The 24,357-nt window shown below is 52.2% G+C and carries 24 protein-coding genes and 1 pseudogene; 19 read left to right on the forward strand and 6 right to left on the reverse strand.

Translation table 11 applies throughout. The annotated features are described in order from the left end of the window. Positions 1–145 precede the first annotated feature (145 nt). From aroK to J5069_RS20875, 8 genes are all read left to right on the forward strand, one after another. Positions 146–667 (forward strand): shikimate kinase AroK, encoded by a 522-nt coding sequence (aroK, locus tag J5069_RS20840; RefSeq protein WP_222158785.1) that lies wholly within the window; start codon positions 146–148, stop codon positions 665–667. Between the two features lie 48 nt (positions 668–715). Next, on the forward strand, positions 716–1,801 hold the full coding sequence (gene aroB, locus J5069_RS20845; protein ID WP_264645653.1) for a 3-dehydroquinate synthase: 1,086 nt from the start codon (positions 716–718) through the stop codon (positions 1,799–1,801). Between the two features lie 136 nt (positions 1,802–1,937). Continuing rightward, complete coding sequence (locus J5069_RS20850) at positions 1,938–2,957, forward strand: SPOR domain-containing protein (protein WP_264645654.1); 1,020 nt, start codon at positions 1,938–1,940, stop codon at positions 2,955–2,957. Between the two features lie 80 nt (positions 2,958–3,037). After that, the gene (gene dam, locus J5069_RS20855; protein ID WP_264645655.1) at positions 3,038–3,862 is read left to right on the forward strand and encodes an adenine-specific DNA-methyltransferase; all 825 of its coding nucleotides are present in this window, start codon (positions 3,038–3,040) and stop codon (positions 3,860–3,862) included. A gap of 54 nt (positions 3,863–3,916) precedes the next feature. Next, positions 3,917–4,594, forward strand: a complete 678-nt coding sequence (gene rpe / locus J5069_RS20860; protein ID WP_264645656.1) for a ribulose-phosphate 3-epimerase — start codon at positions 3,917–3,919, stop codon at positions 4,592–4,594. Then, positions 4,587–5,291, forward strand: coding sequence for a phosphoglycolate phosphatase (locus J5069_RS20865; RefSeq protein WP_264645657.1), 705 nt, complete (start codon positions 4,587–4,589; stop codon positions 5,289–5,291). The genes rpe and J5069_RS20865 overlap by 8 nt, the downstream gene beginning before the upstream one ends. Beyond that, the gene (trpS, locus tag J5069_RS20870) at positions 5,288–6,292 is read left to right on the forward strand and encodes a tryptophan--tRNA ligase (protein ID WP_264645658.1); all 1,005 of its coding nucleotides are present in this window, start codon (positions 5,288–5,290) and stop codon (positions 6,290–6,292) included. Before J5069_RS20865 ends, trpS begins: the two co-directional genes overlap by 4 nt. 272 nt (positions 6,293–6,564) lie before the next feature. After that, positions 6,565–7,203, forward strand: coding sequence for a LysE family translocator (locus J5069_RS20875; protein WP_264645659.1), 639 nt, complete (start codon positions 6,565–6,567; stop codon positions 7,201–7,203). A 71-nt stretch (positions 7,204–7,274) separates the two neighbouring features. On the opposite strand, the gene J5069_RS20880 is transcribed toward J5069_RS20875, so the two are convergent. The 5 genes from J5069_RS20880 to J5069_RS20900 all read right to left on the reverse strand — a co-directional run bounded on the left by J5069_RS20880 (position 7,275) and on the right by J5069_RS20900 (position 11,994). Continuing rightward, positions 7,275–8,732 carry a M20 family metallopeptidase gene (locus J5069_RS20880; protein WP_264645660.1) on the reverse strand — a complete coding sequence of 486 codons (1,458 nt, stop codon included), beginning with the start codon at positions 8,730–8,732 and terminating at the stop codon, positions 7,275–7,277. Between the two features lie 109 nt (positions 8,733–8,841). After that, positions 8,842–9,708: a transporter substrate-binding domain-containing protein gene (locus J5069_RS20885; RefSeq protein ID WP_264645661.1), complete on the reverse strand. Its 867-nt coding sequence runs from the start codon at positions 9,706–9,708 to the stop codon at positions 8,842–8,844. Positions 9,709–9,788: 80 nt separating this feature from the next. Next, positions 9,789–10,553, reverse strand: coding sequence for an ABC transporter ATP-binding protein (locus J5069_RS20890; RefSeq protein ID WP_264645662.1), 765 nt, complete (start codon positions 10,551–10,553; stop codon positions 9,789–9,791). Beyond that, the gene (locus J5069_RS20895) at positions 10,550–11,278 is read right to left on the reverse strand and encodes an ABC transporter permease (protein WP_264645663.1); all 729 of its coding nucleotides are present in this window, start codon (positions 11,276–11,278) and stop codon (positions 10,550–10,552) included. Before J5069_RS20895 ends, J5069_RS20890 begins: the two co-directional genes overlap by 4 nt. After that, complete coding sequence (locus J5069_RS20900; RefSeq protein WP_319801693.1) at positions 11,278–11,994, reverse strand: ABC transporter permease; 717 nt, start codon at positions 11,992–11,994, stop codon at positions 11,278–11,280. Before J5069_RS20900 ends, J5069_RS20895 begins: the two co-directional genes overlap by 1 nt. A 270-nt stretch (positions 11,995–12,264) precedes the next feature. Between J5069_RS20900 and J5069_RS20905 the strand changes: the two genes are divergently transcribed. From J5069_RS20905 to J5069_RS20955, 11 genes and pseudogenes are all read left to right on the forward strand, one after another. Further along, on the forward strand, positions 12,265–12,465 hold the full coding sequence (locus J5069_RS20905; RefSeq protein WP_264645665.1) for a hypothetical protein: 201 nt from the start codon (positions 12,265–12,267) through the stop codon (positions 12,463–12,465). A gap of 268 nt (positions 12,466–12,733) precedes the next feature. Continuing rightward, the gene (locus J5069_RS20910) at positions 12,734–13,888 is read left to right on the forward strand and encodes a mandelate racemase family protein (protein ID WP_264645666.1); all 1,155 of its coding nucleotides are present in this window, start codon (positions 12,734–12,736) and stop codon (positions 13,886–13,888) included. A gap of 230 nt (positions 13,889–14,118) precedes the next feature. Next, positions 14,119–15,729 (forward strand): ABC transporter substrate-binding protein, encoded by a 1,611-nt coding sequence (locus tag J5069_RS20915; protein ID WP_264645667.1) that lies wholly within the window; start codon positions 14,119–14,121, stop codon positions 15,727–15,729. Between the two features lie 113 nt (positions 15,730–15,842). Further along, entirely contained in the window at positions 15,843–16,883 is a 1,041-nt protein-coding gene (locus tag J5069_RS20920; protein ID WP_264645668.1) for an ABC transporter permease, read from the forward strand. Next, entirely contained in the window at positions 16,880–17,785 is a 906-nt protein-coding gene (locus J5069_RS20925) for an ABC transporter permease (protein ID WP_264645669.1), read from the forward strand. The genes J5069_RS20920 and J5069_RS20925 overlap by 4 nt, the downstream gene beginning before the upstream one ends. Continuing rightward, positions 17,757–18,635, forward strand: coding sequence for an ABC transporter ATP-binding protein (locus J5069_RS20930; protein WP_264645670.1), 879 nt, complete (start codon positions 17,757–17,759; stop codon positions 18,633–18,635). The genes J5069_RS20925 and J5069_RS20930 overlap by 29 nt, the downstream gene beginning before the upstream one ends. A gap of 33 nt (positions 18,636–18,668) precedes the next feature. Further along, a complete protein-coding gene (locus J5069_RS20935; RefSeq protein ID WP_264645731.1) occupies positions 18,669–19,445 on the forward strand; it encodes an ABC transporter ATP-binding protein in 777 nt (258 codons plus the stop codon). 216 nt (positions 19,446–19,661) lie between these two features. Continuing rightward, on the forward strand, positions 19,662–20,252 hold the full coding sequence (gene ppiA / locus J5069_RS20940) for a peptidylprolyl isomerase A (RefSeq protein ID WP_264645671.1): 591 nt from the start codon (positions 19,662–19,664) through the stop codon (positions 20,250–20,252). A 653-nt stretch (positions 20,253–20,905) separates the two neighbouring features. After that, positions 20,906–21,550, forward strand: coding sequence for a lytic polysaccharide monooxygenase (locus J5069_RS20945; RefSeq protein WP_264645672.1), 645 nt, complete (start codon positions 20,906–20,908; stop codon positions 21,548–21,550). A gap of 59 nt (positions 21,551–21,609) precedes the next feature. Beyond that, positions 21,610–22,239, forward strand: coding sequence for a lytic polysaccharide monooxygenase (locus tag J5069_RS20950; protein ID WP_264645673.1), 630 nt, complete (start codon positions 21,610–21,612; stop codon positions 22,237–22,239). Between the two features lie 151 nt (positions 22,240–22,390). After that, a pseudogene (locus tag J5069_RS20955) lies at positions 22,391–22,714 on the forward strand (peptidylprolyl isomerase); the annotation flags it as partial. A gap of 290 nt (positions 22,715–23,004) precedes the next feature. Here the strand turns inward: J5069_RS20955 and J5069_RS20960 are convergent. Further along, positions 23,005–23,796, reverse strand: coding sequence for a lytic polysaccharide monooxygenase auxiliary activity family 9 protein (locus tag J5069_RS20960; protein ID WP_319801694.1), 792 nt, complete (start codon positions 23,794–23,796; stop codon positions 23,005–23,007). Between the last annotated feature and the right edge of the window lie 561 nt (positions 23,797–24,357).

Consider the following 24,357-nt stretch of genomic DNA (forward strand, 5'->3'; position numbering starts at 1 on the left):
GGTTGCCAAATGCCCCTGAGTATTGAGATAATTTTCTGTCTGATTCTCGAACTATCGCTCATGAGGTTTCAGTTTAGGTCCCGCCGCTGGGTTGATTGGCGGGGCGGGTTATCATTAACGAATAGTCTTAGTAACACCAAAAAACATGGCAGAGAAACGCAATATCTTTCTGGTTGGGCCTATGGGTGCCGGCAAAAGCACTATTGGCCGTCAGTTAGCTCAGCAACTCAATATGGAGTTTTTCGACTCCGATCAAGAAATTGAGCGACGCACCGGGGCTGATGTGGGCTGGGTTTTTGATCTCGAAGGCGAAGAAGGTTTTCGCGAACGCGAAGAAAAAGTCATCAACGAATTGACCGAAAAACAGGGTATCGTACTGGCTACCGGAGGTGGCTCGGTAAAATCACGCGAGACGCGCAATCGCCTGTCTGCGCGCGGCGTTGTGGTCTATTTGGAAACCACCATTGAAAAACAGTTGGCGCGCACGCAGCGTGACAAAAAGCGTCCTTTGCTTCAGGTAGAGGATCCGCCGCGCGAAGTGCTGGAGGCGTTAGCAAGAGAGCGTAACCCGCTGTATGAAGAAATTGCTGACGTCACCATTCGCACGGATGAGCAGAGCGCCAAAGTGGTTGCCAACCAGATTATCAGTATGTTGGATGGCAACTGAGTAACAACATCGCCCTGAGCTCCGGGGCCAAGCGGGTGAACCACGCGCATGGAAAGAATTACCGTAACATTAGGGGAACGCAGCTATCCCATTACGATAGCTGCCGGGTTGTTTGCTGACCCGGCTTCTTTTATGCCGCTGGCCGCGGGCGAACAGGTGATGTTGGTGACCAACCAGACGCTGGCACCGCTCTATCTTGAAGCGGTGAGTCGTGTGCTGGAACAGGCAGGCGTGAAAGTCGACAACGTCATATTGCCAGACGGCGAGCAGTACAAATCGCTAACGGTATTGGACGACGTCTTTACCGCACTGCTGCAAAAACCCCATGGTCGAGATACCACGATCGTTGCCTTGGGGGGTGGTGTGATTGGCGATCTGGCGGGCTTTGCTGCCGCCAGCTATCAGCGTGGCGTGCGCTTTATTCAGGTACCCACAACGCTGTTATCGCAAGTTGACTCTTCTGTCGGCGGGAAGACGGCGGTCAATCATCCTCTCGGTAAAAACATGATTGGCGCGTTCTATCAGCCCGCCTCTGTGGTTATCGATTTGGACTGTCTTCGCACCTTACCGGCCCGGGAGTTTTCCTCCGGCCTGGCTGAGGTGATCAAATATGGGATTATTCTTGATGGCGAGTTCTTCGTTTGGTTAGAGAATAATCTTGACGCGGTACGTGAACTGGAGCCAACGGCGCTCTCTTACTGCATTCGCCGTTGCTGTGAACTGAAAGCCGAGGTGGTAGCTGCGGATGAACGCGAAGGCGGGGTGCGTGCGCTGCTTAACCTGGGTCATACTTATGGTCATGCTATCGAAGCTGAAATGGGGTATGGCAACTGGTTACACGGTGAAGCGGTGGCGGCGGGCATGATGATGGCCGCGCATGCGGCGAGAAGGCTGGGTCAATTCAGCGCGTCGGACATCGATCGTATTCATGCATTGCTGGTGCGTGCAGGGCTGCCGGTTCAGGGCCCGGAGGCGATGTCACCAGAATCTTATCTTCCCCATATGATGCGTGATAAAAAGGTACAGGCAGGTGAGCTGCGCCTTGTTTTACCCACTGCGATTGGGCGCTCGGAAGTGCGTGGCGGCGTATCACACGATATTGTGTTGGCGTCGATCGCTGATTGCCGGGCGTGAATGCAGTTTTTCGGGTATTTGCAGACATATTCACGCTGATGGTTTATGGTTAATAGAAGATAATGTCTTATAATTCAACAATTCGCTTCGCCAACCGCGCAGCGGGTATGTGTTTTTTATAGTTGGAGGGGTTTAAATGGACGAATTTAAACCAGAAGATGCGTTAAAACCGGATACCAGCGATCGACGGCCACAACGTCAGCAACGCAGTCCCCGTCTTTCTGCGCCGCAGTTAGCGCTCTCTCGTCAACATTTGATGATTGGTATCGGGATCGTGGTGCTCGTGTTGTTGATCATCGGCGTGGGCTCCGCCTTGCAATCGCCGTCTAAACCGGCAGAGGGCGCGCAAACGGCGGCATCGGGCAACGGTGAGAAGAGTATCGATTTGTCCTCTTCTTCTGCGATGACGCCGGGGGCATCCGCGCAAGGGGACGCTGCATCAGGTAATGCGCTTGTATCAGGAAACGCTACCGCGCCAGGGCAGCCGCAAACCTTGAATGCGCCGCCGGTCGCGGGCTCACCGACCCAAGCGCAAGTCACGCCTCCGCCTGCCGGGCAGCAGCGTGTTGAACTGCCGGGTAACATGACGGATGCGCTTTCGACGCAGCAAGAGAAGGTTAACGCGTTCTCTCAAGGGGCGACGTCAGGCTCCTCACCGGTAACCACTTTGCCGATTGCGCCTGCTACGGTGGCGCCTTCAGCGAAAAATCCGCCGCACGTCTCAGAGAAGACGGCGCAGGAAAAGGCCGCACATGCTAAAAACGCTCAGGATAAGGCCGCGCAAAGCAAATCAGCCCTAACGCCAGCGCAAAAAGTGCCGATGACATCAAGCAAGCCGACATCCTCTGGGGACAAGGCGACGGTTTCAGGGCAGGGGGGATCGATTCAAAATGCGCCCGCCAGCCATTTCACACTGCAATTGAGCAGTGCATCACGTTCAGATACGCTGAAAGCTTACGCCACACAGCACAACCTACCCAACGCTTGGGTTTATGAAACCAAGCGAGACGGTAAGCCCTGGTATGTATTGGTGAACGGTGTTTACGCTTCTTCCGCTGAAGCGAAGCAGGCGGCGTCATCGCTTCCTGCGGCCGTGCAGGCACAAAAACCATGGGTTAAGCCGATCCGTCAGGTGAAGCAGGACTTGAATAAGTAACACCAATTTTAGCCCTGATGTGCTGTCTGACACAGAGTACAATCCGCGGCTCTGAAATGTAATGAGTAACTAACGACGGCATGAAGAAGAACCGCGCTTTTTTAAAATGGGCTGGTGGGAAATATCCGCTGGTAGAAGAAATTCGCCGCTATCTACCTGAAGGAGACTGTTTGATTGAGCCGTTTGTCGGGGCCGGTTCGGTATTTTTGAATACGGAGTATGACCGTTACATCCTGGCAGACATTAACAGCGACCTCATCAATCTCTACGATATCGTTAAGACGCAAACCGACGATTTCATTCGTGACGCGCGCGAACTGTTCACTGACGAATACAACGTGGCGGAAGTGTTTTATCAGCTGCGTGATGAGTTTAATCTTTGTACACTTCCCTATCGTCGCGCGGTGCTGTTTTTGTATTTGAATCGTCACTGTTATAACGGATTGTGCCGCTATAACATGCGGGGCGAATTCAACGTGCCATTTGGCCGTTACAAAAAACCGTATTTTCCCGAAGAAGAGTTACGCTGGTTCGCCCTCAAAGCGCGCAATGCCATTTTTGTTTGTGAGCATTATCAGCAGACTTTGCTCAAAGCAACGCAAGGTGCCGTGGTCTATTGTGATCCCCCTTATGCGCCGCTTTCTGCAACGGCGAATTTTACGGCGTATCACACGAATAATTTCAACAACATCGATCAACAGAGCCTGGCGACGCTGGCGTATCGGTTGTCGGTGGAGAGTGCCATTCCCGTGCTGATATCCAACCATGATACCGAGCTGACTCGAGCGTGGTATCAGGATGCGGCGTTGTATGTGGTGAGGGCCAGACGCACCATTAGTCGCAATATCATGGGGCGGAGCAAGGTCAATGAGCTGTTGGCGCTCTACGGTGCGCCACTACGTTAATGCCCGATGCGTGCGAAGAGTTCGGGTTATCCTATAAACTGTTTGGAGATACGAATGAAGCCTTTCCTGATCGCTCCGTCCATCTTATCGGCCGACTTTGCCCGGTTAGGGGAAGACACCGCCAGCGTGCTGGCTGCCGGAGCCGATGTGGTTCACTTCGATGTCATGGATAACCACTATGTTCCCAACCTGACCATCGGGCCGCTGGTGCTTAAAGCACTGCGCAATTATGGCATTACCGCCCCTATCGATGTTCACCTGATGGTGAAGCCGGTAGACCGCCTTATTCCTGATTTCGCCGAAGCCGGCGCCAGCTTTATCACCTTCCATCCGGAAGCTTCCGAGCATGTCGATCGTTCGCTGCAACTGATCAAGGACCACGGCTGTAAAGCCGGGCTGGTACTGAACCCGGCGACGCCGCTCAGCTGCCTTGATTACGTGATGGATAAGCTGGATATCATTCTGTTGATGTCGGTAAACCCTGGCTTTGGCGGGCAATCTTTTATTCCCGGCACGTTAGATAAGCTGCGTCAGGTGCGCCAACGCATCGATGAGAGCGGTTATGACATTCGACTGGAAGTGGATGGCGGCGTGAAAGTCGACAACATTGCCCAGATTGCGCAAGCCGGCGCGGATATGTTCGTGGCGGGTTCTGCCATTTTCGGCCATCCCGATTACCGCGCCGTGATTGATAACATGCGCAGTGAATTGAGTAAGGTATCTCATGGCTAACATCACTACGGTTCGCGGGTTGGCTTTCGATCTGGATGGCACGCTGGTCAACAGCGCGCCGGGGTTGGCGGATGCCGTTGATATGGCATTGCAGGCACTGAATCTGCCTGCGGCGGGCAACGCGCGCGTTGCCACCTGGATCGGTAATGGCGCTGATGTGCTGGTGGAGCGGGCGTTGCGCTGGGCGGGAATGACGCCCACGGCGCAAGATATCCGCACCGCGCGTGAACTGTTTGATCGCTACTATGCGCAAACGGTGGACAGCGGCAGTACGCTGTTTCCCGATGTGCACGCCACGCTGACCCAACTGGCTGACTGGGGCTACCCGATGGCGCTGGTCACCAATAAGCCGACGCCTTTTGTCGCGCCGCTGCTGGAGATGCTGGGTATTGCTGGGTTGTTTAGCCAAATCGTTGGCGGTGATGATGTCAAAATGAAAAAGCCCCATCCTGCACCACTCTATCTGGTGTTGGCACAGCAGGGGCTGCTGGCATCCGAATTGCTGTTTGTCGGCGATTCGCGCAACGATATTCAGGCGGCACAGGCGGCGGGTTGTCCGAGCGTGGGCATGACCTATGGCTATAACTACGGAGAAGCCATTGCACTGAGCCAACCCGATGTGGTGCTCGAGCGCTTCTCACAACTTTTGCCCCTGGTGGGGCCACTTACGTCAAAAAATCAGGAAGCGTCAGCATGAATAAGCCCATTGTGTTTAGCGGTGCACAGCCGTCCGGTGAACTCACCATTGGTAATTACATGGGTGCATTACGTCAGTGGGTGAACATGCAGGATGATTACGATTGCATATACTGCATCGTTGACCTGCATGCCATCACCGTGCGCCAGGATCCTCAGCAGTTGCGTAAAGCGACGCTGGATACGCTGGCGCTCTATCTGGCCTGCGGTATCGATCCGCAGAAAAGCACCATCTTCGTTCAGTCTCATGTGCCGGAGCACACGCAGCTGAGTTGGGTGCTAAACTGCTATTCCTACTTCGGTGAACTGAGCCGCATGACGCAGTTCAAAGACAAATCGGCACGCTATTCCGACAACATCACTGCCGGTTTGTTTGACTATCCGGTGCTGATGGCGGCCGATATCCTGCTGTACCAAACCCATCAGGTGCCAGTGGGTGAAGATCAGAAACAGCATTTGGAATTGAGCCGCGATATTGCTCAGCGCTTTAATGCGCTCTACGGTGATGTTTTCAAAGTGCCCGAGCCGTTTATTCCCAAATCCGGTGCGCGCGTGATGTCGTTGCTCGATCCCACCAAAAAAATGTCCAAGTCAGATGACAACCGCAATAATGTGATTGGGTTGTTGGAAGATCCGAAAGCCGTAGTGAAAAAGATCAAACGCGCGGTGACAGATTCCGATGAGCCGCCAGTGGTGCGTTATGACATCGCCAACAAGGCGGGGGTATCTAACCTGCTGGATATTCTGTCTGGGGTGACGGGAAAACCGATTCCTGAACTGGAAAAAGCCTTTGAAGGCCAGATGTATGGCCACTTGAAGGGCGCGGTCGCTGACGCCGTCTCCGGCATGCTGACCGAGTTGCAGGCGCGTTATCACCATTTCCGTAACGATGAAGCTTTCTTGCAGCAGGTAATGCGTGACGGCGCTGAAAAAGCGCGGCTCAAAGCTACTGCAACGCTGAAGAAAGTGTACGACGCGGTGGGCTTCGTCGCTCATCCGTAATCTGTGGGCCGGGCTGATTTATCAGCTCGGCCGCATTATTCCTCTCTTTTATCCCTTGCGCGCAAAACTTCCCATTTTGCTGCTTTACTGCGTTTTGCATTATTAAACCTACTGGTGTCGAGTGGTTTTTGTTATTTATAAACAAAGGTATACAGTAAAGTTCGTTCATCTCCTTATGCGTTGAAGCGCAAGATTATACGTTTAAACCAATTTTTTATTTTTAAACGACTTAATAATCAAAATTCACTTCATAAATGGGTAATGAATAACACATGCCTCAACTCTATCTCTATATTTTATTATCAAGCTTGACCATTGCCAGTCCAGGCCCGGGGGTGTTGCTGACAATAACCAATACGCTCAACTATAACTCAAAGAATGCTATCGCCGGTATATTGGGCGTAGCCGCGGGGATGGGGGTTATCTCGGTGGTTGCGGCAAGCAGTGTTGGTGTACTTATCGTTTCATCCTCTTATTCTCTCATTATTGTCAAAGTGGTAGGGGCGTCGTATCTCGCCTATCTGGGTGTTAAATTGTATAAATCGGCACCTAAGACAATAGATGAAAATCGGACGGTGGCTATTAATGAAATGCCATCCACAATCGCCAGATTCAGACAGGGATTTTTGCTTTCCCTGTTAAACCCTAAGCCGATTGTTTTCTTTATGGCACTGTTTCCTCAATTTATTAATAATAACCACCCCTACGTTTTTCAATTCATCGTCCTTTCATTAACCTTTTGTCTGTTAGTTATCGTTATTCATGGTGTTTATGGTATTTTTGCCAGCGCAATAAAAAGAGAAATGTCATCTCACCGTCTGTTTTCTGTACTCAATAAAGTCGGAGGAGTCATTTTTATGTTTTTCTCCGCAGGATTGTTGATTTCATCGCTGCTGCCGTTCTGGCATTAGTTAAACGCTTTGGCGATGGTTGAATCTTGGTGCCTCAGGGGCGGTAAATTTGCTCCGCCCCTGGGCTGACTTCACACCTGAGGAATTGGCGGAACCACGCCGTCGGGAATCGGGTTCTCAAACGGCGTAACGCTCAGTTTGTCGGCCAATTCCGCTTTTGCCTGTGCTACCAGCGCCGGGTTTTGGAGCAAATCCACGGTTAATGACGCCATGGCTTCAGCCGCATAGGCGGTGCCTTTGTGCGCCGCAGGTGCCTTGCCCTGCGCCACCAACTGCCAGGAGTGAGCGGGTGTGCCGATGGCGTAGGTGGCGGCACGAATTTGTACGGTAGGCACTACCCAACTTACCGTGCCGACGTCGGTGGAGCCGATAAAGCTGTCATCCGGGCTGTAAAGCGGGTAGATGCCTTCATGCAGCGATTCACCGGTTTTGGCTTTCACCCCAAAGCGCGCGTAGGAGTTGGCAATATCTTCTGCGCTCATGGCGGTTTGGAATGTGGCGGCAAAAGCGCGATCCGCATCATCGAACTGAATTGGGCCAAGCGCCAGCAGATGTTCATGCATGCGCTGTTCCAGCGGTGCGTTACCCAGCAAGTTGGCATCGCCGCTGATCACTTCCCAACTCACTTCTGTTTCGGTCATCAGCGCTGCACCTTGTGCGATTTTCTTCACGCGCTTAACCAACTGGTGGAGTTCGGGTAACTGACGTGCCCGTACCAGATAGCGTACCGTTGCGTTGGCCTGAACCACGTTCGGCGCATGACCGCCGCTGTCGGTGATGGCGTAGTGTACGCGCGCCGATGATGGCATGTGTTCACGCATGTAGTTAACGCCAACGTTCATCAGCTCTACCGCATCAAGCGCGCTGCGTCCCAGATGTGGGCTGCTGGCGGCGTGCGATGCGCGGCCTTTGAAATAAAAATTCAGTTCGTTGCAGGCCAGAGAATCCGGACTGTTAACGCCGGTAAAAGTGGCCGGATGCCAGCAGATAGCAATATCCACATCGTCAAACACGCCCTCTTTGACCATAAAACCTTTGGAAGAGCCGCCCTCTTCCGCCGGGCAACCGTAGAAGCGCACGGTGCCGGGCAACTGATGCTGTTGCAGGTAATCTTTTACCGCCGTGGCGGCCTGCAATGCGGCAGTGCCGAGCAAATTGTGGCCGCAGCCGTGACCGTTGCCACCCGCATCGATAGGGCAAGGCTCAGCCACGCCCGCTTGCTGGCTCAGACCCGGCAGCGCATCGTATTCACCCAGCAAGGCAATCACCGGTTTACCGGAACCACATTCGCCCAGCAAGGCGGTTGGCATCCCGGCAATACCTGTTGTCAGGCGAAAACCTTCCTGCTTGAGCACCGCTTCATGCAGTGCGGCGGAGCGGATTTCTTCATAGTTGAGTTCCGGCACATCCCAGATGCTGTCGCTAAGCGCAGTGAACTGTGGATTTTTGGCGGCAATAAGCTCGCGCAGGGCTGCGACGGTGTGCGTATCGATAGCGGGTAAGGTGTGTTGTTCTGATGGCGATGTCATGGATCAGGCGCTCCTGCGGTTATAACCGTGAATGCGGTGGGGAATGAAGAAGACGTGGCGTCAATCAGACGCCACGTTCGTGGTTCAGGTTAGGGTCGCGAGAGGGCGATCAGAGCGGGGTGGTGTCCATGCCAAACCATTTTTCACTCAGCTTCTTGATGGTGCCGTCTGCTTTAGCCTGATCGATGGCTTTATCAAACAAGGCTTTCAACTCAGGATCGCTTTTACGCAGGCCGATGGACGAGCCGCTGCCTAAAATGCCGCCGATAAACTGAGGGCCGGCCATCAGGATTTCGCCGTTTGATTTGTCAGCGGTATTTTTCATGTAAGGCGCTGAACCGATAACCAGATCGACGCGACCGGCTTTGAGATCCAGATCGTGCTCTTGCATGGTTTTGTATTCGCGTACGGTCATCATGCCTTTGAAGTATTTATCCAGCAGCGTGCTGGCGATCGAGGCAGACTGAACGCCAATGGTTTTGCCTTTCAGCAGCGGGCGCAATTTTTCCACTTCAGCGATGGCAGTGGCTTCATCTTTCTCATTGAGGGAGAAACGGGTGCCCAGATCCGGCAGCGATGCCAGCGGGCTGGATTTCAGCACGGCAAAGGTTTGGCCCGCCTGGGTGTAAGGCTGGCTGAAATCGATCACTTCACGGCGCTTTGGCGTGGCGGACATGCCGGAGATGATGGCATCAAACTTACCGGCGTTCAGCGCTGGGATGCTGCTGGCAAACGGCTGCACCATGATCTCGCATTTTACTTTCATGTTGTCGCACAGCACCTTGTACAGTTCAATTTCCATGCCATCCAACGTACCGTCCGGCTTGGTGAAGTTGTACGGGTGGTAAGCGCCTTCAGTGGCGATGCGCACGGTGCTCCAGGTTTTACCGGCTTCTGCCGCAGCGTTGAATGACGTAGAGAGTGCGCCAGCCAGACAAAGCGCATAGGCAGCGGCAGCGAGTTTGGTTTTTATCATCGAGGTATCTCCTGGTGGTTGTCTGTTGTGTTCTAAAGCATTGTGTTCTAAAGCATTGTGTTGATAAGCGTAGCGTTCTGTTACCAACTGGCAATAAACTGACGGAAACGGGCGGACTGACTGGCGGTAAACATCTGTTCCGGCGTGCCTTGCTCTTCGATCTCGCCCTGATGCAGGAACACCACGCGGTTAGAGACTTCACGCGCAAAGTCCATTTCATGGGTGACGACCAGCATGGTCATGCCTTCATCGGCCAGTTGGCGCATCACGCGCAGCACTTCCCCGACCAACTCTGGATCCAGCGCCGACGTGGGTTCATCAAACAGCATCACTTTGGGTGACATGGCCAGCGCACGCGCAATCGCGGCACGCTGTTGCTGCCCGCCGGAAAGGTGGGAAGGGTAGTAGTGACGTTTATCGGCCAGCCCAACCTTCTCAAGCAGTTGCTCTGCATGTGCTTTGGCGTCCTGTGGGGCGTGTTTGAGCACGTGGATCGGCGCTTCAATCACGTTTTCCAGCACGGTTTTGTGCGACCACAGATTGAAGTTTTGAAACACCATGCCGAGCTGGGTACGGATACGGTCGATCTGTTTCGGGCTGGCCGGACGGTTTTGCCCTTGGCGATTCGCTTTCATCGCGATGGTTTCGCCACCGACAATAATCTCGCCCTGATCGGGAATTTCAAGCAGGTTGGTGCAGCGCAGCAGGGTGGATTTGCCCGAGCCGGAGGAACCCAGAATCGAGACAACCTCGCCCTGACTGGCTTCAAACGAGATCCCTTTCAGGACTTCCAGTGAGCCGAAACGCTTGTGAATGTTGCGCAGGCTGATAGCGGCGGTACTCATGATGGGTTTCCTTTCATATTCTTAACTTCAGCCAGCGACTGCGGTGCGCGCAGATACGGCGTCATACGGTGTTCGACAAAAGCCAGCAAGCGGGTGAGCACCAGATTGATCAGCAGGTAGATGGCGCCGGCCACCAGAAACACTTCGAGCGCGCGGTAGGTTTCCGCAATCAAGCGTGCTGCAATGCCGGTGATTTCCATCAGCGTGATGATGGACGCCAGCGAGGTGGATTTGATCATGGAGATCAACTCGTTGCCGTAGGCAGGCAGCGCCTGGCGAATGGCGAGCGGAAACACGATGCGGGTAAATATTTTCCAGGATGGCATGCCACAGGCGCGTGCCGCTTCGATCTGCCCGGCGGGCACCGATTGCAAACCCCCGCGAATGATTTCGCTGGCGTAAGCACCGGTACAAAGCGTTAACGACAGCAGCGCACACCAGTAAGGCTCACGCAGTATCGGCCACAGGACGCTTTCACGCACCCAACTGAATTGCCCTAAACCGTAGTAGATAAGGAACAGTTGCACCAGCAACGGTGTGCCACGGAAGAACAGCACATACAGACGTGCGACTGATTGCAACAGTCGGCTGCCAGAAAGCTGCATCGCGGCCAGCGCCAGGGCTAAAAAGAAGCCGATCAGCACTGAACCTACCGCGAGTTGGAGTGTAAGCGGTACGCCGGGAATAATTTCCAGGAAGGTTTCGTAGAAGAAATTAACATCCATTACCGTCTTACACCTCGCGAATAGTGTGCCTCCGCGCGGCGCATCAGCCAGCCGGAAAAAATCGAAATCACCAGATAAATCATGGCGGCAGCCATGTAGAAATCAAACGGTTTGCCCGTGGAACCCGCACCGGTCTGTGACTGGGTCAAGAGTTCTGCCACACCGGTAACTGACACCAGCGCCGAAGCTTTCAATACCAGTTGCCAGACGTTGCCGAGCGCAGGAATGGCATGGCGCAGCAGCAGCGGAACAATAATGCGGCGCAGACGCAGCAGGGTAGGCATGCCGCAGGCTTTGGCGGCCTCTATCTCACCTTTGGCTACGGCGTAGAAGGCGCCGCGAAATACTTCGGTTTGCTGTGCGCCTGAGGCGATGCCGACGGCAATCACCCCGGCGATATAACCGGGAAAACCGATAAAACCGTTGTGTCCAAACAGGCTTGCCAGCAGCGTCAGTGCAGAGCTACCGCCAAAGTAGAGCAGGAAAATAATCAGCAGATCGGGAATACCGCGCGTTACCGTGGTATAGCATTCCGCCACAAAGCGAAGTGGCCGATTGCCCGCTATTTTTGACCAGGCACCGAGGGTGCCGATGAGTGCGCCTAATAAAAAACCGCCTACTGCCAATGCCAGGGTCATTCCTGTCCCCATCAGCAGCAATCTTCCCCAGCCATTCTCACCAAAACTGATGAGCTGCCAAAATGTCATTTGTTCCACGTATTACTCCGATTTTCTTTTTGCAGGCATAGCTCCGCGCGCGGCCTGAACGCTGCGGGTGGCCCTTGGCTGGGCATCCCTCGCATTGAGCAGAGTACTTAGGATACAAAGCAATATTCAGGCCACGTTTTTATTATTGTTGAAACGATTAATTATGCATATAAATTGCTTATTAATCAGTATTTCATTTTATTGTTTTGGTGGCGACTCACAATTTAGGGGCAGGTGGCGGTGATAAAAGGCATGTCAGCACCAACATGGTGCGCCTGAATGCACTGTGTTGGTGCGTTGTGTGGTTTTGGTGCGGTATCACCGTCTGACTGTCTGGTTGAATGGAACCCGTTGAACGTCTCGCACAGGCTTACCCTCTCACCCATGATCATCAAATTGGGATTGCTGGCGGTTGTGCAGCACACCAAAAGTGGCGGCATTATCCTCGCTCATTGTGCGGGTAATCCCAACCGTTGGTGATGTTGTTCACAGCTTTATGTGCATTTGCACAAATATTTGCGTCGGATTTTCTGCATTTGAAAGAAATTGCCTAATGACTCACCAGGTTGTAACACCAATAATTACAAATAATAAAACGATATTTTTATTTAATTAATACATCATTTCTTTTGTGATCGCGGTCTCAGTCGCACTGGCTGGGCGGCGATAGTACAAATCGGGTTTGTCGCTCGCCGTCGATCCGGTCGTTGTTTTTTCTATGTTATTGAATTTCAAGGTAGGTATTCGCGTGAAAATAGAATCTATTGATGTCACCGTTTTTACGTATCCCACTCGTCGCGTGTCCGACAGTGCGGGACATTCGCATCCAGGAGAAGAGAATCAGGCCAAGATGGCCCTCTTGACGCTGACCACCGACGATGGGCATCAGGGCTATGCATTTGCACCACCCGAAGTGGTTCGTCCGCATATTATCAACGCGTTCTTTCGCAAGGTGCTGATCGGTCAGAACCCGTTTGACAGAGAACGTCTGTGGCAGGATCTGGTGCATTGGCAGCGCGGCAGCGCCAACCAACTGACCGACCGTGCCATCTCTATCGTGGAATCCGCGCTGTGGGATCTGCAAGGTCGCTTCCTGAATATGCCGGTGCACAAACTGCTGGGTGGTTTCCGTGAAAAAGTACCCGCTTACGGCAGCACCATGTGCGGCGATGAGCTGGAAGGCGGCCTCTCGACGCCGGAAGAGTACGGCCAGTTTGCCGAGAAACTGGTGGCACGCGGCTATAAAGCCATCAAGCTGCACACCTGGATGCCGCCAGTATCCTTCGCACCGAGCCCGCAGATGGACGTCAAAGCCTGTGCCGCCGTGCGTGAAGCGGTAGGTCCGGATGTCTGCCTGATGCTGGATGGTTACCACTGGTACAGCCGCAGCGACGCGCTCTACATCGGTCGTGAATTGCAAAAGCTGAACTTCACCTGGTTTGAAGAGCCGATGGAAGAGCAGAGCATGGCCTCCTACAGCTGGCTGACCAAGAGCCTGGATATCGACGTCATCGGGCCTGAAAGCCTGTCAGGCAAATACTTCAGCCGCGCCGACTGGGTGAAAGAGGGTGCCTGTGACATTCTGCGCGCGGGCGTGCAGGGCGTGGGTGGCCTTTCTCCAACCATGAAGGTCGCCGCATTGGCGGAAGCCTTTGGTATGGATTGCGAAATCCACGGTAACGGTGCACCGAATCTTAACGTGGTGGGGGCAATCAAAAACTGCCGTTGGTATGAACGCGGCCTGCTGCATCCCTTCCTGAACTATGAAGAGCCTGCCGCTTACCTCAACAGTATCATCGACCCGATGGATGACGACGGCTTTGTTCACCTGCCACAGCGTCCGGGCCTGGGTGAGGACATCAACTTTGATTGGATCGAGGAGCATACGCTGAGTAAAGAATAACCGCAGTAATAATAATAAATAGCAGTAATAACAAAGCAGTACTGAAAGAAAGAGCCCTTACAAATAGCCCCTAGATAGTTCGAGTTGTAGCAAGGCGGCAAGTGAATGAATCCCGATGAGCTTACATAAGTAAGTGATTCGGGTGAATGAGCGTAGCCAACGCAGATACAGCTCGAAATATAACGGGGAAAAACGTTTCGTCTTCCATTCTTCACACCTGGAGAAGCTAAATGAAAGCACGAGCAATAATCCGTACCCTGCTACTGAGCTGTTTCTGTATGGCCGCAACACCGGCCTTACTGTCTGCAAAAACGCCCGACGATCAACTGATCGTCGGGATGAACATGAATAACATGCTGTCCCTCGATCCCGCCGCCATGACGGGCAACGAGGTGGTCGGCATTATCGTTAACCTTTACGACTCGCTGGTCGAGCTCGATCCTGAAAACCTCAGCCGCGTGCTGCCCTCGCTGGCGAAAAGCTGGGAGATCAGTCCAGACAACAACCTGATTACCTTCCATTTGGTGGATAACGCCAAATTCCACTCCGGCAATCCGGTCACTGCCCATGATTTTGCCTGGTCGATGAAACGGTTGCTGACCCTTAACATGGCGCAGGCCACCACCTGGAAATCCTACGGCTTTACGGCGGAAAATGTCGAAAAACTGATCCGCGCCAAAGATGACAAAACGGTAGAGATCGAACTGCCTAAACCGAACGATCCCAAACTGGTGATCTATTCCCTTGCCACGCTCGGCAGCGGATCGGTGCTGGACAGTAAAACCGTGATGAAGCATGAGAAAAACGGTGACTGGGGTAACGGTTGGTTGACCACCAACGAAGCCGGTTCTGGTCCGTTCAAGCTGGACGTGTGGCAGGCAAAAGACGTGCTGCGCGTTAACCGTGCCGACGGTTACTGGCGCGGTGATGCCAAAATGCGCCGGGTGATCTTCCGTCATATGACCGAATCTCAGGCGCTGCGTCTGATGATCGAAAAGGGCGATATCGATGTAGCAACCGGTATGTCGGTGCCGGACATCAACGCTCTGAAAGCCAACCCGGAGGTGAAAGTCGAAGAGGTGAAGAAAGGCACGCTCTATTACGTTGCCATGAGCCTGAAGAACGACGAGTTCGCCAAGCCAAAAGTGCGTGAAGCGGTGCGCTACCTCATCGATTACGACGGCCTCAACAAGACTGTGATGCCAGGCTACGGCTTCTATCATCAGCGCCCGATTCAGGCGGGAATGGATGCCACGCTGCCTAACCCCGGTTACAAGCTGGACGTGCCGAAGGCCAAGGCGCTGCTGGCGGAAGCGGGCTATCCGAACGGTTTTGAAACCACGCTGCGGGTGCTGTCCGATCAGCCTTTCCTTAATCTGGCGACCTCGGTGCAATCCACGCTGGCCCAGGCCGGTATTCGCGCCAAGATCATTTCTGGCACCGGCAATCAGGTTTACGGCGCGATGCGCGATCGTAAATTCGACATGCTGGTCGGGCGTGGCGGCGGCGGGGTCGATCCCCATCCGCACTCCAGCCTGCGCTCCGTGGTGTACAACCCGGATAACAGCGATGAAGCCAAACTCACCAACTTCCAAGGGTGGAGAACGTCTTTCTACGACGCGCAATTGAACGAGATGATCGATCAGGCGCTGCTGGAAAAAGATCCTACCAAGCAGAAGCAGCGCTATGCCGAGATACAGGACCGCTATGAGGCACTCTATCCTGCCATCATTCCGGTCTCGCAGATGGTCGACTCCGTGGTACAACGCAAAGATGTTGTAGACTTTGTGTCACATCCGTCATCGACCACCCGCTTGTATCTGGTGCACAAGCAACGCTGAAGTTTGAGTAAAGCGTGGGGGGAATTTCCCCTCACGCCGTCATCCTACGAGGTAAGTCACGGCATCAGCGGCGCTGAAGAGCGCGGCGCGGGTGTCGGACGGGGAGAAAGAACATGGTTTTCTCTGATTGGCTCAAACCGGGGGCGTTACCCTATCGCGTAGCCAAGCGGCTGTTACAGGTTGCCTTCACGCTGTTTGGGTTGTTGATTCTGACCTTCATTATCGGTCGGGTAATGCCGATCGATCCGGTATTGGCAATTGTCGGTCAGGATGCTGACCAAAGTACCTATCAGCAGGTCTATCAGCAGTTAGGCCTGGATAAGCCGCTGTATGTTCAATTCGGTATCTACTTCAATTCACTGCTGCACGGCGATTTGGGCAACGCGATGCTCACCGGTCGCCCGGTGGTGGATGACATCATCCGCGTGTTCCCTGCAACGATAGAGCTGGCAACAATGGCGATTATCGTCGGTGCCGGTCTGGGCGTACCGCTCGGTGTGATGGCGGCGGCGCGGCGCGGCAAGCTGGCAGACTATATCGTGCGTTTTATCAGTCTGGCGGGTTACTCCACGCCGATTTTCTGGGTCGGCATGATGGGGCTGTTGGTGTTTTACGCCTGGCTCAACTGGGTCGGCGGCGCAGGACGCGTGGATATGGCGTGGGATGGCATGGTGGAGAACCGTACCGGCTTACTGCTGGTGGATTCCCTGCTGGCGCGTGAATGGGCGGTGTTCTTCAGTGCGCTGAACCATCTGGTGTTGCCCGCCACCATTCTTGGCTTCCATTCGCTGGCCTATATCAGCCGTATGACGCGCAGCTTTATGCTGGCGCAACTGTCGCAAGAGTACATCATCACCGCACGGGTCAAAGGGTTGTCTGAGTTTCGGGTGATTTGGGCGCATGCGTTTCGCAACATTCTGGTGCAACTGCTGACGGTCGTGGCGCTGGCGTATGGCTCACTGCTGGAGGGAGCGGTGTTGATTGAAACCGTGTTCTCCTGGCCGGGCTTTGGTTCCTATCTGACGGGCAGCCTGCTGCTGGGGGATATGAATGCGGTGATGGGCTGCGTGCTGCTGGTCGGGCTGATTTTCGTCACCCTTAACCTGCTCTCCGACATGTTGTATCAAATCTTCGATCCGAGGACCCGCGTATGAGTATGTCTTCTGAACCGGTAATCGGCTCCTCGCCGGACGCCAAAAATGGGCGAATTCGAGTACGTGGCGCGAGGCTGTTCAATTTCCTGCGCCTGCTGGCGAAAAACCCACTGACGGCCATTGGCTCGCTGATTGTGCTGTCGCTGATTGTGATTGCGATTTTTGCTCCCTGGCTGGCAACGCACGATCCCTTAGTACAAGACCTGGAAAATGCCCTGCAAGCGCCGGGGGCCGCCCATTGGTTTGGTACCGATGAGTTCGGGCGCGATGTGTACAGCCGTCTGGTGTATGGCTCGCGTATTACGCTGTACATTGTGGCGCTGGTGTCGGTAACCGTTGGCCCGATCGGCTTGATGCTCGGTGTGGTGGCGGGCTACTACGGCGGCATTGTCGATACCATCCTGATGCGCATCACCGATATCTTTATCTCCTTCCCCAGTCTGGTGCTGGCGCTGGCGTTTGTTGCCGCCTTGGGGCCGGGATTGGAGCATGTGGTGATTGCCATTACCCTCACCGCCTGGCCGCCCATTGCGCGTCTGGCGCGTGCTGAAACGCTGTCGCTACGTCAGGCAGATTTCGTTTCTGCGGTGAAACTGCAAGGTGCATCGTCGCTGCGTATTTTGGTGCATCACATTGTGCCGCTGTGTCTGCCTTCGGTGATTATCCGTATCACCATGAACATGGCGGGCATCATCCTGACGGCTGCCGGGCTTGGCTTCCTGGGGTTGGGCGCACAGCCGCCCGATCCAGAATGGGGAGCCATGATCTCTGCCGGTCGTCGCTACATGATGGAGTGCTGGTGGTTAGTCACCATTCCTGGGTTGGCTATTCTGATGAACAGCCTGGCGTTCAACTTTCTCGGAGACGGCCTACGTGACATCCTCGATCCCCGCACCGAATAAAGGTGCAACTCAGGGCGCGCCGCTGCTGGAGGTGGAAAACCTCAAGGTGAGCTTCGTTAACCACGGCGCAGTGACGGATGCCGTGCGCGGCGTCTCCTTTAACCTCGGCTGCGAGAAGCTGGCGATTGTCGGCGAATCCGGCTCGGGCAAATCAACGGTTGGACGCGCGCTGCTGCATCTGCACCCGCGCAGCGCACGGGTGACGGCCGATAGGCTGCGCTTCGGTCAGACTGATTTGCTTAATGTGTCTGAAGCGCAGATGCGCCAGATCCGCGGTAAGCGCATTTCCATGATCATGCAGGATCCGAAATATTCGCTGAATCCGGTGGTGTGTGTCGGCGATCAGATCGCGGAAGCCTATCTGGCGCACCACAAGGTGCCAGCGCGCGTGGCGAAAGAGAAAGTCATGGCGATGCTGGATGTGGTGCGCATTCGCCAGCCGGAGCGCGTGTACGCGCTCTATCCGCACGAAGTCTCCGGCGGGCAGGGGCAGCGCATCATGATCGCCATGATGTTGATCACTGAGCCAGAGATCGTTATCGCCGACGAGCCGACTTCGGCGCTTGATGTGTCGGTGCGTTTGCAGGTGCTCTCGATGCTGGATGATTTGGTGTCGGAGCGCGGATTGGGGCTGATCTTTATCAGCCACGATATCAATCTGGTGCGCAGCTTCTGCGACCGGGTGCTGGTGATGTACGCCGGACGCGTCGTGGAATCCATCGCGGCGTGCGATCTCGATAACGCACAGCACCCCTACACGCGTGGGCTGCTCAATGCGTTGCCGGACATCGATCATCCTCGCGTGCGTCTGCCGGTCATGCAGCGCGATCCTGCCTGGCTGGGTGAATAAGGAGTGACTATGAGCACACAAAATAGCGCGGCGATGATCGAGGTGAAAAACCTCAACCTCTCCTTTGGTCAGGGTAGCCAGCACAATCAGGTGCTGTTTGATGTCAATCTGGCGGTGCGCAGTGGGGAGATCTTTGGCTTGGTGGGGGAATCCGGCTCGGGCAAAACCACGGTGCTGAAATGTCTGGCAGGGCTGTTCAACCACTGGCAGGGCGAGCTGTGCATTGATGGCCAACCGCTGGCGCACCGTATCGATAGGGCTCGCTGTCGTCAGGTGCAGATGGTATTTCAGGATCCCTACGGATCGCTGCACCCACGCCACACGGTTGAGACCATTTTGGAGGAGCCGTTGCTGATCCACCGCTTTGAACAGCGCGATCGGCGCATTAACGCTTTGTTAGATAAAGTGGGGCTGGGACCGCAGTTTCGTCGCCGCTACCCGCACCAACTCTCCGGCGGGCAGCGCCAACGCGTTGCTATCGCTCGCGCGCTGATTCTCGAGCCGCGAGTCCTGCTGCTGGATGAACCGACTTCGGCGCTGGACGTGTCGGTGCAGGCAGAAATCCTCAATCTGCTGGCTGAACTGCAACAGCAGGACAACCTGACCTACCTGATGGTAACGCACGATCTGGGGGTGATTGCTCATTTATGCCACCGCGTGGCGGTGATGCAGTATGGCCGTATTCTGGAAACGCTGGACACGGCAGAGCTGACGCGTTCGACGGAGAAAACGGCCTATACCACCATGCTGGTGGATGCCAGCCGACAGTACAGCCGCGATTTGGCCGTACGTTCGGAGCGAATGGGCTAACAGTTCGGGTAAAAACCGCATGATGTGCTGACAAGACGGGTAATTTACCCGTCTTTTTTTACGATCGTCGCCGATACTACACTGGTATGCTATACCTAATGGCCGTAACGTTGTGGCATATCCGTAAGTAAAAAAAAGTAAAAGGGTAGCGTTAAGGAGTGCGGGTATTTACAATCGTTACGCTTTCTTGTAGCCCCCGATCAAAAAGGAATTCTCATGTTCAAACGTACTCTGGTTGCGGCAGCAGCCCTGGTTTCACTGACAATGTTTTCATCTTCGGTCATGGTGTCATCGGCGATCGCCGCCCCTACCGCCACAACGCGCGTTTTACTCACCACGTCTGAAGGCAACATTGAGTTAGCGCTGGATAACCAGAAAGCGCCGGTGTCAGTGAAAAATTTCGTCGAGTACGTTAACAGCGGCTTCTACAACGGCACCACCTTTCACCGCGTGATCCCAGGCTTTATGGTTCAGGGCGGCGGCTTTGTGGATGAAATGAAGCAAAAAGCCACTAACCCGCCGATCAAAAACGAAGCGGACAACGGTTTACGTAACGTGCGTGGCACCATTGCCATGGCGCGCACCGCTGAAAAAGACAGCGCTACCAGTCAGTTCTTTATTAACATCGCGGATAACGCGTTCCTCGATCACGGTCAGCGCGATTTTGGCTATGCGGTATTTGGTAAAGTGGTGAAAGGGATGGATGTTGCCGACAAAATCTCTCAGGTGCAAACCAGCAATGTCGGCCCTTACCAGAATGTGCCAAGCAAACCGATCGTGATTAAATCGGCCAAAGTGCTGCCGTAAACGTTGCTGAGAATTTCTGGGTTATATATCAAGGCCACATTGTGTGGCCTTGATGGTTTCTGGTGATATATACGGTGTGTTATTAATATGATGCTATGGTTGGTTATTATTGGTTTGGCTAATTATTTCCATGCTTTTTTTTCGTGTGGATTAGGAAAAATAGTACAGGGAGGATGAATGCATATTAATGGTGTTATTAAATAATAATCATGACGTTATGACTTATTTTATATAATGTGTACAATTTAAAAATATCAGTTATGCTTAATCAAGATAATGACTCCTGAATCAATGCCCCACTATTGGTTGACTAATTATAATTAGTCTGCGATGTGGCTATTGTCTCTCTTTACCAAAAAAATCTTATTATTCGTCAGCTAATATTATTGCTTCATATGTTTTTGATGCTTTTTTTGGTGAGTGATTTTTGTATTATAAAATGGCTTTTCTGTATGTTGAGGTTCTATTAATTTCTTTAAATTAATGGGCGATAGCTCATTAGTTTTTTAAATAACGACAGGTTTTGTGTTTGGAATATTATTGATGTCATTCATTTATGGAGCAGTAAAACAGGCCATAACGTATTGTTTTTTACCTATGGCTACACACTTATTCTCATTCCGCTATTTATCATGATGACAATGGAGTAAGAAATGAAAAAATTCCTACTTCTGCTCAGTATGCTACTTGGTTGTGCTCAAGTAATGGCTGAAGCAGAAAATATCACTGTTGATCATAATCCGCCGCAACCTCCTGTTGAAATTGTCCCAGCACATGGCTTTGTCAGTTCGCCAGCAAGTCGAGCCACCTTATGCCGTACGGCTATTCCAGCACCACAACACAATACGGGTTGTGGTGCTGTTCAATGGGAGCCGCAATCGATTGAAGGACCACAAGGGTTTCCTAGCGGCGGCCCCCCTGATGGCCAAATCGCCAGCGGAGGAAACGCCAGATTTCCTGAGATGAATCAGCAAACAGCTACTCGCTGGGTACGCGTTCCGATGCAAGCGGGAAACAGGACATTTACCTGGACACTGACGCAAACGCATATTACACGCGCCTGGCAGGTCTTTATCACACAGCAGAACTGGAACCCCAATGCACCTTTAACGCGTGCCAGTTTTAATCTGTCGCCTATCTGCCAGCAAATATTCTCACCGCCCTATCCCCGGCCGCCAATGTCGTTCTCTATGAATTGTACCATCCCGGCGCGTACCGGATATCAGGTACTGCTGGCGGTATGGACGGTGGGAGATACCCCAAATGCCTTCTATCAAGTGATTGATGCTCAGTTCTGATGGTTATCAGTCATGATGCTATAGGCTAAAAATGCTTACTATAAAATCTGGAGTAAGAAATGAAATACATCGTCTTGCTGCTATTAACGCTGTTTACCAGTTCCTATGGGGTTGCTGAAGAGCTGGCCGTTGATTCACAGCCTGTGCTTCCAGAAAGCCCATACAGTGGATATATTTCATCACCCCCGAGCCGTGTGGTGTTGTGTACCGGCGACCTTGGTGGGATTAATAACGCAAACTGTGGTCCGGCAAAGTTTCAATCTCAATATATTGAAGGGCCGAGAGGATTTCCGACAGAAGGTCCTCCGGACGGAAAAATTGCAAGCGCTGGAAATCCTGTATTTTCTCAGTTGGATGCTCAAAGTGCTAATCGATGGTATAAATCACCGATGACAGCGGGGTACAATACGTTTACCTGGACGCTGAAAGCACCGTATAACACCTATAGTTGGCAATTCTTTATCACCAAACAGAACTGGAACCCTAATGCGCCGCTGACGCGTGCCAGTTTCGAGTTAGAACCCTTCTGTATCAACTATGTTCCGGTAGATTCAACCCCGTTGGAGAATATGAGTACCGACTGCGTGGTGCCACAGCGCACGGGTTATCAGGTCATATTGGGGGTATGGACAGTTTCTGATAAAGCAGATGCTTTCTATCAGGTACTGGATGTGAATTTTGGTTCTTAAAATAGCGGTAACAGTAGACATCAAGGCCACGCCATGTGGCCTTGATGTTGTTTAGTGGTTAGTTACAGGACGTCGTTTTCAGCACCGCCAGACCTTTACCCTAACCCGCGAATTGGGCCAGCTTCGCTTTCACGCACTGGGCAGCGACGGGAAAGTGCTGGTGTCAGTGAAAAGTTTCATCGAGCACGTTAACAGCAGCTTCTATAATGGAACCTCCTTTCACCGCGTGATCCCTGACTTTATGGTTCAGGGCGGCGGCTTTGTGGATGAAATGAAGCAAAAAGCCACTAACCCGCCGATCAAAAACGAAGCAGACAATGGTTTACGTAACGTGCGTGGCACCATCGCCATGGCGCGCACCGCTGAAAAAGACAGCGCCATCAATCAGTTCTTTATTAACGTCGCGGATAACGCACTCCTTGATCACGGTCAGCGCGATTTTGGCTATGTGGCATTGATGATTTTTGGCGAGATAAACAGTGTGTCATTAATGTGGTGCTAAGGCTGGTTATTATTGGGTTGGCTACGTTTTTAACTGAAAAATGCAGATGCTAAAAAATAAATGACAGGTAAATTAAAAAACAATTCCATGCTATTATCAATAGGTTTTTTTAAGGATGTCCTACGTCAGGATTTATCTAAAAATAAGATGTGCGCAAGAATGATATCGCCGACTGCTAATACATCACAGTCAGCGGTATCATATAATTGTCTCATTTTGTATGTTATCTAACGTGAATATTTAAGATGTTATAACATATGTGATTAAACAAAATTGAGGTCGAACGCTTGATAAAAGCCCATTGGCGTATCAGCCACGATCCATATCAGCAGAAGCACGTGGTGACCGGTTCTTTGAGGCAATTGTAAGCTATGGCTAACCCGTGGGGGCATTTGCGCCAATGTGAAATTCCAAAAAGGTGCCAATAGTGTAAAGTCATTGACTATCCCATTTAAATTAAAGCTGCCACGATTCAGACGTTGTGACGGGTTCCAGTTCGGATAAGTCAGAAACCATCGATAACCACGAGTTCTATGCTGTGCGGTATATACCCAGTTTACATTGAAGGTTTGCCCACTTGTGACGGTGGTTCTAGGCCATGTTGTTCCGCGCGCCGCTTGCAACTCTGCATCCGTAAAATTCACAACATCGCGATTCCCAGTGCGACCACCGCTGACGATAAGGCCATTTGCTGGAGGTGCCGCACTCGGGGTGTCGGTCAAAAAAGCATCACCAAATCCGAGGGGCTGAAATGGGCCACCGATGAAGTCTGGGAAATTTTTTCCCCCTTCCATTTCATTAGCTTCCCATGCACCAATCCATCCGCGAGAAGCAGCAAAGGCACTGCGCGACATAGGACTCGTCACCTGACCATGATAAAGATCGCCAAAGTAATATTTATCCTCAGGTACACAGCAGCAATTATCGTGTTCCGGTCTAGGTGGACAAGGTTTAGGTGGACAAGGCTCAGGGTGATACTCATTACAAGGATCGGGCTGGGGCTCATTACACTGCGGGTCGTAATTAGCAGGCTTAGTCATGACGAATACCCTCATTATGAATAAATAATGACATCTGAAAATAGATTAGAAAAAATCTCTAATCATTCTTTTCTTTTGAAAAAATCAAAAGAAAAAGTATGTTGTAAATTTTTTTCTGGTGAATAAATAAAAATGAAGTGAAAGGAGTAGATGCGTCATCATATAATCGTAACGCAATGCTAATAATTAGCTGGCTGATGATTAATATTATCGTAAAGTCACAACGACAAAACACAATGATGATGTTAGTCGAATTATAAAAAAGAGTCATAATCTTTTTGTGATAACGACGTAAATATTTTAATAGTGGTGTCTATGTGTTAATAAATCATCATCATAATAAGTTGTTTTTAGAAGAAAATAATATTTAAATTTCGTTTTTTGTCATCAAAATCCTAAAGGCTCATATGATAACCGATCAAAAAATATCATCAATAAAAACAATGGTGTATTGTATGTATAAAACGAAGCGATGAACAAAAATAAAACACTTAGCAACAAAAATAATCGAGGATTAATTATTATATTCTGTGCATGATTTTTCTTACATTTTGGATATGTATATTAAAAGTGACT

The organism is Candidatus Symbiopectobacterium sp. NZEC127, from assembly GCF_025962675.1.
GTDB lineage: Bacteria > Pseudomonadota > Gammaproteobacteria > Enterobacterales > Enterobacteriaceae > Symbiopectobacterium.